The organism is Candidatus Thorarchaeota archaeon, assembly GCA_021498125.1.
GTDB lineage: Archaea > Asgardarchaeota > Thorarchaeia > Thorarchaeales > Thorarchaeaceae > B65-G9.
Genome location: JAIZWL010000005.1, coordinates 174,638 through 185,448 on the forward strand (window position 1 = coordinate 174,638; position 10,811 = coordinate 185,448).

At 44.6% G+C, this 10,811-nt stretch carries 10 protein-coding genes; 7 read left to right on the top strand and 3 right to left on the bottom strand.

Annotation, left to right across the window (positions count from 1 at the left end):
* The first annotated feature begins 4 nt into the window (after positions 1-4).
* The 7 genes from trpB to aroC are packed head-to-tail and all read left to right on the top strand — an operon-like array spanning position 5 to position 6,455.
* Positions 5-1,186 carry a tryptophan synthase subunit beta gene (gene trpB, locus K9W43_11725; protein ID MCF2137891.1) on the top strand — a complete coding sequence of 394 codons (1,182 nt, stop codon included), beginning with the start codon at positions 5-7 and terminating at the stop codon, positions 1,184-1,186.
* A gap of 13 nt (positions 1,187-1,199) precedes the next feature.
* The gene (gene trpA, locus K9W43_11730; GenBank protein ID MCF2137892.1) at positions 1,200-1,988 is read left to right on the top strand and encodes a tryptophan synthase subunit alpha; all 789 of its coding nucleotides are present in this window, start codon (positions 1,200-1,202) and stop codon (positions 1,986-1,988) included.
* A gap of 15 nt (positions 1,989-2,003) precedes the next feature.
* Positions 2,004-2,678: a type I 3-dehydroquinate dehydratase gene (aroD, locus tag K9W43_11735; GenBank protein ID MCF2137893.1), complete on the top strand. Its 675-nt coding sequence runs from the start codon at positions 2,004-2,006 to the stop codon at positions 2,676-2,678.
* Positions 2,675-3,535, top strand: a complete 861-nt coding sequence (gene aroE, locus K9W43_11740) for a shikimate dehydrogenase (GenBank protein ID MCF2137894.1) — start codon at positions 2,675-2,677, stop codon at positions 3,533-3,535. The genes aroD and aroE overlap by 4 nt, the downstream gene beginning before the upstream one ends.
* Positions 3,532-4,032, top strand: coding sequence for a shikimate kinase (locus K9W43_11745; GenBank protein ID MCF2137895.1), 501 nt, complete (start codon positions 3,532-3,534; stop codon positions 4,030-4,032). The genes aroE and K9W43_11745 overlap by 4 nt, the downstream gene beginning before the upstream one ends.
* Before the next feature lie 3 nt (positions 4,033-4,035).
* Positions 4,036-5,316, top strand: coding sequence for a 3-phosphoshikimate 1-carboxyvinyltransferase (aroA, locus tag K9W43_11750; protein MCF2137896.1), 1,281 nt, complete (start codon positions 4,036-4,038; stop codon positions 5,314-5,316).
* 8 nt (positions 5,317-5,324) lie between these two features.
* Positions 5,325-6,455 (top strand): chorismate synthase, encoded by a 1,131-nt coding sequence (gene aroC, locus K9W43_11755; protein ID MCF2137897.1) that lies wholly within the window; start codon positions 5,325-5,327, stop codon positions 6,453-6,455.
* A gap of 60 nt (positions 6,456-6,515) precedes the next feature.
* Here the strand turns inward: aroC and K9W43_11760 are convergent, their stop codons facing one another.
* From K9W43_11760 to K9W43_11770, 3 genes are all read right to left on the bottom strand, one after another.
* Positions 6,516-7,742, bottom strand: a complete 1,227-nt coding sequence (locus K9W43_11760) for an MFS transporter (GenBank protein ID MCF2137898.1) — start codon at positions 7,740-7,742, stop codon at positions 6,516-6,518.
* A 556-nt stretch (positions 7,743-8,298) separates the two neighbouring features.
* Positions 8,299-9,855, bottom strand: a complete 1,557-nt coding sequence (locus K9W43_11765; protein MCF2137899.1) for a hypothetical protein — start codon at positions 9,853-9,855, stop codon at positions 8,299-8,301.
* Positions 9,825-10,811 (bottom strand): DEAD/DEAH box helicase family protein (locus K9W43_11770; protein MCF2137900.1); only part of this gene is annotated, 987 nt, incomplete at its 5' end. The genes K9W43_11770 and K9W43_11765, both read right to left, overlap by 31 nt.

Genomic DNA, 10,811 nt, shown 5'->3' on the forward strand with positions numbered 1-10,811 from the left:
ATCAATGGCTCAAAAAACATACTTTGGCGAATTCGGTGGGCAATATGTTTCAGAAGTTCTGATGCCGGCTCTTGAGGAGCTGGAAATGCAATATGAGAGAATTGCCCGGAGCAGAGAATTTCAGAAGGAACTTGAGTATTACCTTCATTACTTGGTAGGACGACCAACTCCGCTCTATTATGCTGAACGACTCTCCAATGCTCTAGGAACCGCAAAGATTTACCTCAAACGGGAGGATCTCTGCCATCTCGGTGCCCACAAGATCAACAACACTCTCGGCCAGATCTTACTTGCAAGAAGGATGGGCAAGACAAGAATAGTTGCCGAGACCGGGGCAGGACAACATGGAGTCGCAACCGCTGCTGCTGCTGCGGCCCTAGGTCTCGAATGTGTTGTATACATGGGGGCAAAAGATGTTGTTCGTCAGTCGCTCAATGTTTATCGAATGAACCTCTTTGGAGCGAGGGTAGTTCCTGTCGAGACTGGTTCGCAGACATTGAAGGATGCGATCAATGAGGCATTGAGAGATTACGCAGCGAACAGCGAACATACTCATTATGTTATCGGCTCGGTGGTTGGTCCTCACCCGTATCCAACAATAGTGAAAGAGTTTCAATCGGTCATTGGCAAAGAAACCAGAGCACAGATCATCCAATTGGAAGACCGGCTACCAACCCATGTAGTAGCCTGTGTTGGTGGAGGTAGTAATGCGATCGGCATCTTCAATGCGTTCGTCGATGACCCTGTGAAGTTGGTGGGTATCGAAGCCGCTGGCAAGGGACTTGAATCAGGTCGGCACAGTGCGGCCATAGGCAGAGGCAGACCCGGTGTTCTCCACGGACAGAAGAGTTACTTTTTGCAGGATGTAGAGGGACAGATCATTGAGACCCACTCGATCGCTGCGGGACTCGATTATCCGGGGGTTGGCCCGGAGCATGCATTTCTGAAAGCAACAGGAAGGGTGGCCTATGATAGTGTGACCGATGCTGAGGCATTGAAGGCGTTTCATGATCTCTCTCGAATAGAGGGGATACTACCTGCTCTGGAGAGTTCTCATGCAATTGCATATGTTCAGCGGATTGCGAATGAGTTGACTTCTGACGACATAGTTGTGGTCTCGCTTTCCGGAAGGGGCGACAAGGATGTCTTAACATTCGCAGAAAAAAATGGAGGGATTAAAAATTAGTTCTATTGATCGGTTGGCACGAGTATTTGAAACAGGCAAAGGCGTATACATGGCCCATGTCTACTACGGAGACCCTAGCAGTGAGTTTTCTCAGAGGCTCATTCAAACACTGATCACAAACGGTGTAGACATCATCGAATTTGGCATTCCATTTTCAGATCCCACTGCCGATGGACCAGTATTTCAGAGAGCCTGTTATAGGGCCCTACAAAATGGAATGACTCCAGCAAAGGCATTAAGGGGGATTCGGCTCATTCGAGAGGCAAACAAGACAGTACCAATCGTTGTGACGACTTATTACAACATAGTCTTCACGAGAGGCACTGACACGTTCTTGGCCCAAATTAGTGAGGCGGGGGCCGATGCATTACTCATCCCAGACATACCACTTGAAGAGAGCTCCGAACTCTTGAGCCGAAGTAAGGAACATGATATCCATCTGATTCAGATGATCAGTCCACGCACCTCTGATAGTCGAATGCAAAAGATCATGGCACAGGCACGGGGTTTTGTGTATGCAACCGCAGTTCCCGGAGTCACCGGGGTCAGAGAGAGAGTACAAGACGAGACCCTCTCCTTTGTCAAGAGAACAACACAATACTACGATATCCCTATCCTTGTTGGTTTCGGAATCTCGCGCCCTGAGCATGTCACACCTATCATAGGAGCTGGGGCAAGAGGAGTGGTCACAGGAAGTGCGGTATGTAAGATCTACGAACGCCAACTAGACGATCCGGATGCTGCGCTTGGAGAGATCGGGAATTTTGTGGCCAGTATTTCGCAGGCCTGTTCTCAAAGCTAAGGGGGCGAGGCCTCAATGAAATTATGCCTCACCGTCACCGGATCGACTTACGAGGACTGCAAGAAAATCATGGAATCAACAAGTGCAGATCTCTTTGAGCTTCGTCTTGATTATTTCAAACACAACCAATCTTTTGATGAATTGTTCAGTGCAGTTGATAGACCAATTATAGCAACTAATCGACCGATCACAGAAGGTGGCATGTTTCACGGTTCAGAAAATGAGAGATCCCGGATACTCTTGGATGCAATTGATTCGGGCGCCTCGTTTGTGGACATAGAATTTGATGCCGATCCACAAGTGCGTCAGAAGATCATGGGACAGGCTGAGTCGGAAGACTGCAAGGTCATTTTGTCAAAACATTTCTTTGACAGGTCTCCTCCGGTTGATCACCTTCACAAATTATTAATCAAAATGTCCAAAGAGAATCCATATATTATTAAAATAGTTACTATGGCTGAGACCGCCTTAGACTGGCTGAGGGTCCTTAATCTCTATGAGTACAGGACTCAGGATGATCCACAATTGATCGCTTTCGCAATGGGGGAAGCCGGTCGTATATCGAGAATCGCGGCACTCTATCTTGGTGCTCCGTTCATGTACGTCGCAAGTAACAGGTTCAGCAAGGTTGCACCGGGACAGATCGTACTGGGGGAAATGAGATCGATTTTGAAGGGGCTGAATTCATGAAGCGACTACTCTTGATAGGCAATCCTGTTGCTCACTCCATGAGCCCGGTCATGCAAAATGCTGCACTCAAGGCCATGCAGTTAAATAATGAATATTATTATGAGACCCTAGAGATATCGGAGAGCGGCTTGAGAGAGATCGTCCACGCGATATCTATCGGGGAGATCGCAGGTGCAAACGTCACTGCCCCCTACAAGACACGGATTCTTCAGTACCTCACACGAGTTGAGTCACCCGCCCATATGTTTGGCTCGGTAAACACACTCTTCCGTGAAGGGACTTCTGTAGTCGGTTGCTCTACGGACAGTACTGGTTTTCTGAAAGCGCTCTCGGAGCATGGTCTCAAGCTAAACAAGGTTAGAACGTTAATCATTGGCGCCGGAGGTGCTGCAAGAGCAGTTGCGTTCGCATTGGCTCAATCGTCGGCCTCTGAACTGATCATTCTCAATCGGACTGTAGACAATGCAAGAGTCTTGGTCGCCACGCTCAAGCATCACTTTCAGATAAAGGCCGAGTATGGTCTGCTTGCGGATTATGAACAGTATCTCTCCCAAATTGATCTCCTCATCAACTGTACCCCTTTGGGAATGAAGGGGGCTTACGAGAGGTACTCGCCAATACCGGCCATCCCTACTACATGTGATAATCTCACAGTCATGGATCTTGTATACAATCCCAAACAGACCAAGCTTCTCGAAATTGCAAGAGAGGCAGGTTGCAAGACCATAGATGGTATCTCCATGCTTGTTCACCAAGGTGCGGAATCACTTCGGATCTGGACAGGAGAGTCACCACCAGTCGCGGTCATGAGAAATGCAGTAGAGAGATCACTACGACAAGGAGGGCCAAACAGTTGAGAAACATAGGACTGGTCGGATTCATGGGGACGGGCAAGACTGTGATCGGAAAGGCCTTGGCCAGTAGGCTCGGGCTTCAATTCTTTGACACGGACCAGTTCATCGAGAAAATGACAGGGAAAAGTATCACTGCGATCTTCGAGCAGAACGGAGAACAGCAATTTCGCAGGCTTGAAGAGACCGCTGTTGAAAGACTGAGCAGACTACAAGCGGTGATCAGTTACGGTGGTGGAGTTGTTCTTAGTCCAGTAAATCGAGAGAGGCTCAAGAACCGTTCTTTTATTATTTTATTGCGAGCAACACCCGCCACGATTCTACGCCGATTGAGAGAGGATCAGACACGCCCCCTATTAGACAGCAGAAAGACCGTCGATCAAATTGCAGCGATGATGAACAAACGACATCCGTTCTATGAGTCAATGAATGACTATTGTATCGACACCGATGGAAGAGCCATTGATGAAATTGTCGAAGAGATAATAGAGAGAGTGGAATGAGCTATGAGAGTTGTCGTTAGCAGGTCTCAGATAGATGGAAAAGTGAAAGCGCCCCCATCGAAGAGTTACATGCATCGAATGATAGTGGGAGGTCTCCTCTCATCAGGAACTACACAGATCCACAATCCACTATATTGTGATGACACGATTGCCACAATCTCTGCTGCAAGCGCAATGGGAGCGGTTATCAAAAAGGACGATCAAACTTGTATTGAGAGCACAGGAATTTTGAGAGAGCCATCAAGACCTGTTGATTGCAGAGGCTCAGGAACGACTCTCCGATTCTTTACAGCACTGGCGGCAATAACCGAGGGCAAGACGACCCTTACAGGCGATGAAACACTCATGCGACGACCAATGGGGGCATTGGTGTCAGCTCTGAGACAACTCGAAATAAGGCCAAGGACGATCAATACTCGTGAAGCATCGCTGATAGAGATCGCAGGTACTTCGGTCCGAGGTGGAGAGGTGGTCATTCCGGGTAACGTCAGTTCACAATTTATCTCCGCGTTACTGTTCATTGCACCTAAAACAAAGCATGGTCTCACGATCAACATTCTAAACGGCTTGGAGTCGCAACCATATGTTCAGATCACCCTTGATTCAGTGGGTCTCTTTGGGATCTCGGCGGAACATACAGATGATTGGTCACGTATCCACGTTGATGGTGGTCAAGAGTATTCGGCCTGCAAATGTCACATTGAAGGTGATTACTCATCGGCAGCGTTCTTATTTGCGGCGGGAATCCTTGCGGGAAAAGTCTGTGTGACCGGGTTGAATCCAAATTCGAGCCAAGGGGATGCGACGATTCTTGATATTCTTAGACTAATGGGTGCAGAGGTTGGGCAATCTTCAAACTCGTTCTGCACAGGAAAAAGTGAGCTATCTTCGGTCAAGATCAATGTCAGCCAAATTCCTGATCTCATTCCTATTCTTACTGTACTTGCATCTCAGGCTGATGGTACTACGATGCTCTATGGCATCCGGCGACTCCGCTGGAAGGAGAGCGATCGTATAGCATCGCTTCTGACTGAACTGAGAAAGATGGGTGTACGCATTGAGACAATAGGGGACGCCTTCAAAATTGAGGGGCCAACATCTCTTAGAAGTGCGGTCATCGAGCCACATCGAGACCATCGTATTGCAATGACAGGGATTATTGCAGGTCTCATAGCCGATGAGGGAATGATTATTGAACATAGTGAATGCATCACAAAGAGCTATCCACGGTTTCTCGCCGATCTAGCAACCTTAGGTGGAGAGATCAAAATTGTAGAGGAGTGAATTCAGCAATGTTCACATTCGGTAAATTATTTAAAATTCATGTCTTTGGCGAGAGCCATGGTAAAAGTATTGGAGTCGTAGTTGAAGGGTGTCCAACAGGAATCTCTCTCGACCCGGAGGTCATTCAAGAAGCATTGGATCAGCGACGACCCGGAACTGGAAGACTGACAACAGCAAGACAAGAACCGGATCAGGTTAAGATCCTTTCAGGAATATTCAAGGGTCATTCGACAGGAGGACCCATACTACTTCTGATCCATAATGAAGACTGTGACTCTTCAGGGTATGATGATCTACACGACACGCCTCGACCGGGTCATGCCGATTATACTGCACGGATAAAATATGGTGGAAATAATGACTATCGGGGTGGTGGATTTTTTTCAGGGCGGATAACGGCATCCTTTGTCATGGCTGGTGCAGTTGCGAATCAGATTCTCAAATCATATGGTATTGAAATACTTGCACACACTACGAAGATTGGCAGAGTCAAGGTCGATGAGCCAATATCAAATGAGCAGATCAGAGAGCAAGTGTACCGTAATGAGACCCGGTGCGCTGACGCAATAATCGCAAGACAGATGGAACAGGAAGTGCTGGCGGCTAAGAGTGCAAGAGACTCTGTCGGAGGGATCATAGAGTGTCGAGTCCTAAATCTTCCAGCAGGTCTCGGAGAACCAATATTCGACTCTGTTGAGAGTTACCTGAGTCATGCAATGTTCAGTATCCCTGCCGTGAAAGGGATAGAGTTCGGAGCCGGCTTCTCAGCAGCCGAGATGCGCGGTTCCACACACAATGACCAGATGAGGATCCATGATGGAGAGGTCTCCTTTCTCAAGAATGATGCAGGCGGAATTTTAGGCGGGATAACAACAGGCGCGCCTGTGGTATTTCGAGTGGCGGTCAAGCCCACACCAAGCATTGCAGTCCCGCAACAGACAGTGAATTTAGCAACGGGAGAAAACGCCGAGATCAAAATTATCGGACGACATGACCCATGCATAGTCCCAAGAGCTGTTCCTGTCGTTGAGGCCATGGCAGCAATTGTGTTCGCAGATCTGTTAGCATATGCAAAGGTCTCCAATGTGCGAGGTATTCCCAGACCGTTAACTGATCATACTATCTTTACTGAATCATAAGATCAAAGCTCTGGAAGAGCAGACCACAAGACTCTGGGCGTACTGGAACATTACGTCGGACTATCTGTGACCAGCGTTTCTGACCGTTCCCGATTTCGAAAATGGAACAGCACAGAGAGGGGAACAGCAAGGAGGAACAATCCTGCGACTGTGAAAGCAAAGGCATAGTTGTGCCCACCAAAGGCAAGCAAGATCCCTATGATAAGTGGTCCAGTAGAATGCCCCACATCCATGATCGTACTGAGCAGACCAAGGGCCGTTCCCTTTTTGAGTAGTCGCAACACTCTCGGTCACTAAGGGCGAGGTTGTCGAATCAGTCGCAACAATAGACAGAGCAATCGGAACAATGAGAGAGAATTGGAACCAGATATTGGGAATTAGTGTTGCAAGTATGATCAGCATACAGAGTGAGACAAGTCCTGTTCCAATAAATGGCACTCGCCCAAACCGATCAGAAGCACGGCCTACGATCGGACCTGAAATAAGAAGTGTCATTGTGAGCAGTGTAAATGCAGGACCCGCGAACCATTCGGGAGCTCCTGAAACCTCGGTCCAAAATAGGGGAAAGAAGAACTCGTAAGCACCATAGAGAAAGAATGTAGCAGCCTGAGCCGCACAGATGATCAGGACATCTTTTGTTAGGACCGCAGAAACGGGGATATCAGGAGCAGTAGCCCGATCAATTTGTTCTTTCTTCGTGGGGTTGATGGGGAGAACGATAGCGATGGCCAATACGGTCAATCCGATGAACCCACAGAGAAGATAGACTCCACGATAGATGTCAACTCCGAATTGCTGAAACACAGGAACCGCAAGAAGAAAACCTCCCACGAGAGGCGCTACCGTCCGGCCTACTCTCGTCGATGAAGAATAGAGAGCCATCTTTTCACCACGACTGTTCCCATACCACTCCGCCACGATCGCCAAGGCCACAGGACCAAGAATGGCGGTTGCAAAACCGTGAATGAATCTCACGATCACCAAGTGGATCGGAACTGTTACAAAGAAATAGAGAAACGGCACAAATGCAAAGAGAAATGCCGCAGCCCAGAGGAGGACTTTAGGGCCTTTACGATCCATGAGCACACCGACAGGAGCACTCACCAAAATTCCAGTTGCAGGGGATGCAGCACCGATCATGCCAAGGGTCTCATCACCTGCTCCAAGGTATGATGCAAAGTATGGCAAGACAGGCGATTTGGACATCGTTGAACTGAAGATCGCCAGTGCACCCAGAGAACATAATAATAACATCTGCCGGGCAATACGAGATTCGTCATGGTTCAAAGTGTTATGCCCTTCGTTCTAAATAGTACAACTCGGGAAAGACTACTCTCTGAAATATTCTTTCATTTTATAGTCTGCAACATAATTCGGTTAGATTTGCATCTATTCTGGTGATTTTTGCGGTGTCAATTCTTTTACTCACAACAAACACAATGGTTGCTGAAACATCCACCACAAATAGCACTAATGATACCGCAATATCCGATTAAACGAATGTACTATAATATCGATTGATCCAATCATACATTTTTCATAGCAGTTTGAGTATTCATTCGAATGCAGAGCTTGCTGCAGCAAGTTCATCGGAAGATGGCAGTCCATCAAACCCATATATAATACAGAATTATAATATAACTACGGCGAGTGGAAATTCAATAGAGATCGACGATACCACACTCTTATAATAATCGCCGTGGTGGCAGGTGTGATAGCAATTGTGATTGTTTCTATAATACTTTGGAAACGAAAACAATAGCAATATTAGAAAAACGAAGGTTGGGTGTTCTACACCCAGCCATGCTACTCCTTTATCGTGATATTATTTCACTAGTGTATATCATTTCCAACGAGTCACTCGTTTGGCATATTTTTGTCTAGAACCTCGTAAGCGAGAATGGTTTCTTGCTTTAACAAGAATTGCTCGTCCTCTAAGGTTTCTTGTATAAATATAATTTGCAGGACATACATACTTATGCCATAATTTCGTAAATTGTTCTACGTATCTTCGATGCGCCCCAATTTTTGAAGGAATAGCATGATATTGTATTTTTTTTACTAACATGAGATTAATTTCAGTTATCAGGAGATAACGTGGATTATCAATCGGATTAAACAGTTCTTGAAGAGCTTGGAGAAAAATCCATTTCTCTTGATTAGAACCACCTTCTAAATGGCAATATATATCACCAACGGAATCGTCAATTTCATCAACAGATACTTGTAATGTATTCAGATCAGTCTTAATTACGCCCATATAATGAAATGTTTTCAAAATAACAGTACCGATTTGAAGCAAACTTGATTTAGTAGGACCATGTTTAACAAGTAACCAAAGTGATTTGAGCGTACTGGGTATCATCATAATAATTAAGAAAAGGAATATTGCTGCAATATACTTTAGCAACAGCAAAAAGTCAGAGGGTAAATAAAATTGTTGGCAGTGGTCGATAAACAAAAAGAACCCAATCAGCAAGCTTTCCAAAAATAATTTAATAAAAACATTGGTAATCACAAGTCCTCGAAAGAGAATCTTTTTGTCAACGCGAAGATCCTCTACTAAGCGCACATATTCTTCATTTTTATGAAGAGAAATTTCCCAATATTTTTGAATAGCCTCTCGATTTTTCGCATGTTTAAACATAATATCATTTGAAGCGTTTATCGATTGCATATTAAAAGGCGGCAAGGGAATTTCCAATCGTTCAAAGCCATTTTCAATAATAGGTTTAGTAAAATTGATACCAACAAAAGCTCGAAATCTTCGTACCATTAACTCATAGTCATCACTAGGATAATCTTGATTTGTTTCCACACACACAAGGTGCCAGATATTGGCTGTTTTAGTGGGATTTCCGTGTTGTGTTCTAATAGCTCTTCCACGCATCTGATTAGAAAGCATATATGAACCAACAAAACTAGCAATTACAAGCGAATTAATCGATGGTGCATCCCAGCCCTCTCCTAAAAGGGATTTGGTGCCAACTATAACTTGAACAATTCCATTATTGAAGAGTTCCGTAATAAGATGAACTATTTTATCCTTATATGAACCTACCAATTTAACTTCAATATAATTACTTGAAAAAGATAAAGGACGCAAGATTAACTTGCTAGGATCAATGCCAATAGCAAGTGCATACTTACGAAGTGAGTCTGCTGCATTTTTTGGCAAAATAACGATAGAACCACTAAGAACCCCTATTTGAAGACCTTTGATATTGGCTCTTCTGATAATTTCGAAGATAGGTATCACACCTATCTTATTGAGAGGTGTGAGTTCATTTTGATTATTTGGCAAAAATTGACGACGTATAAAATCTGTAAGAATAACCATCCTTAATTGGGGACCAAGTGTTTCAAATTCTACTCGCACAATATTAACAATTTGAAACATTTAGAAACACTCTGCCTTAAGAGATTCTCAATCCGCTTATTTTTACGTAGAGTAACTCGCTTCATCTCAATTGCGCCTATTTTCCGAAGTTCTTCTAAAATTTCTAGCAGGACAATTGGTAGACTTGTTTTTTTAACATCCGGAGGAAAAAGTAGGCCTTCCAATAAAATCTCAAGCCATTCGAGAGATATTTTTGGTACATCTATTAAAGATCCGGCTACTAATTTGATTGCATATTCCGAAATTTCTATTTTTTTAGAATGAAGAAAAACCAATATACTTGAATAAAAACCGGGTCGTTCAAGAATTTCCTCCTCATAAATCTCAGGAGACACTATCCACTTGTGAGAACATAAATATTGTAGAAATAGCTCATTTTCTTTTAGTTGATCTACGAACCGTGTTACATTATCCCTGAAATTTCTAATTTCCTTATCTTCCTCCTCTAAAGGGGTTGAAAGGATAACAAGATCTTGATGCGGACACAAGTCCCCTTCTTTGACAAGCTCAGGTACAGAAACCTCAGCGTCTACGGGTCCACATAGATCAATATAGCGTTTCCATTCAAAATCCGTAACATCATAAGGGGGGGTTGCTGTAAGTGCCACCAGTTTAATATCATTCAGTTGACTTAGAAGGAAAGTAAGGCTTTTCCACCAGCTATTTCTAAGATGATGTGCCTCATCTATCACTACTGTGCCTATTGGCACGCTGAGCAAAAATTCAATAGTATCATCAGAGTGAACATGAAAATTGGGTGATGCTTTTTTAGTTGAACTATTAATGCTTGGACTTGTATCATCTAAAGTTTCACCATCATGATTATCAGAAGATATTCTCCAATCGGTATTATTATCTTGACTGATTGCAGAGTGAAGCGCTTGGTATGTAGTAACAGTAAAAATACTAGGTTTCCGAATATCTTTTGAAACCCATGAGGGAACTGTTTTTTCTTC

What these genes read in the sequence shown, in the direction of transcription:
- aroA (MCF2137896.1), top strand. Translation starts at nt 4,036, where the DNA reads ATGAGAGTTGTCGTTAGCAGGTCTCAGATAGATGGAAAAGTGAAAGCG.
- aroC (MCF2137897.1), top strand. Translation starts at nt 5,325, where the DNA reads ATGTTCACATTCGGTAAATTATTTAAAATTCATGTCTTTGGCGAGAGC.
- aroE (MCF2137894.1), top strand. Translation starts at nt 2,675, where the DNA reads ATGAAGCGACTACTCTTGATAGGCAATCCTGTTGCTCACTCCATGAGC.
- K9W43_11765 (MCF2137899.1), bottom strand. Translation starts at nt 9,855, where the DNA reads ATGTTTCAAATTGTTAATATTGTGCGAGTAGAATTTGAAACACTTGGT.
- aroD (MCF2137893.1), top strand. Translation starts at nt 2,004, where the DNA reads ATGAAATTATGCCTCACCGTCACCGGATCGACTTACGAGGACTGCAAG.
- trpB (MCF2137891.1), top strand. Translation starts at nt 5, where the DNA reads ATGGCTCAAAAAACATACTTTGGCGAATTCGGTGGGCAATATGTTTCA.